This window comes from Actinomadura sp. CNU-125, assembly GCF_001942465.1.
In the GTDB taxonomy this organism is placed as follows: domain Bacteria; phylum Actinomycetota; class Actinomycetes; order Streptosporangiales; family Streptosporangiaceae; genus Spirillospora.
Map to the genome: position 1 here is coordinate 1 of NZ_MKJY01000548.1, position 1,097 is coordinate 1,097.

At 67.1% G+C, this 1,097-nt stretch carries 1 protein-coding gene; it reads right to left on the bottom strand.

Annotated elements, in window-relative coordinates; translation table 11 throughout:
* Positions 1 to 5: 5 nt before the first annotated feature.
* Positions 6 to 1,097: acyl-CoA dehydrogenase family protein (locus tag BJF79_RS40260; protein WP_075905306.1), on the bottom strand; the 1,092-nt coding region annotated here is incomplete at its 5' end.

Sequence of the window (1,097 nt, forward strand, 5' to 3'; positions counted from 1 at the left end):
GCCGGTTACTTGAGGAGCTGGCGGGCCATGACCATCCGCTGGATCTGGTTGGTCCCCTCGTAGATCTGCGTGATCTTGGCATCGCGCATCATCCGCTCCACCGGGAAATCACGCGTGTACCCGTACCCGCCCAGCAACTGCACCGCATCGGTCGTCACGTCCATCGCCACATCCGACGCCATCGTCTTGCACGCCGACGACACGAACGTCAGATCCGCGACCTTCTCCCCCAGCATCGCCCGCTCGGACTTGACCGCCGCGTGATACGTCAGCTGCCGGGCCGCCTCCAACCGCATCGCCATGTCCGCCAGCATGAACTGCACACCCTGAAAATCGCTGACGGGCTTACCGAACTGACGCCGCTCCTTCACATACCCCACCGCGAAATCCAACGCCCCCTGCGCGATCCCCAGCGCCTGCGCAGCGATCGTGATCCGCGTATGGTCCAGCGTCGCCAGCGCCGTCTTGAACCCCGTCCCCGGCGCACCGATCATCCGATCCGCCGGAATCCGCACACCCTCCAAAATCACCTGACGCGTCGGCGACCCCTTGATCCCCAGCTTGCGCTCCTTGGGACCGAACGACACCCCCGCATCACCGGCATCCACCACGAACGCCGAAATCCCCCGCGCACCCGCACCCGGCTCCGTCACCGCCATCACCGTGTAGAACTTCGACTCCCCCGCGTTGGTGATCCACATCTTGGCGCCGTTGAGCACCCAGACGTCACCGTCGCGCACCGCACGCGTCTTCATCCCGGCGGCGTCCGAACCGGCGTCGGCCTCCGACAACGCGTAAGAGAACATCGCCTCCCCCGCCGCCACCGGCGCCAGGAACTTCTCCTTCAGCTCCTCCGACCCCGACAGCAGCACCGGCACCGTCCCCAGCTTGTTCACCGCCGGAATCAACGACGACGACCCGCACGCCCGCGCGACCTCCTCGATCACGATCACCGTCGCCAGCGCGTCGGCCCCCGCACCCCCGTACGCCTCCGGCACGTGCACCGCGTGCAGATCATTGGCCACCAGCGCATCCAGCGCCTCGCGCGGGAACCGGGACTCCTCGTCCACCTCCGCCGCGAACGGAGCGATCTTCGC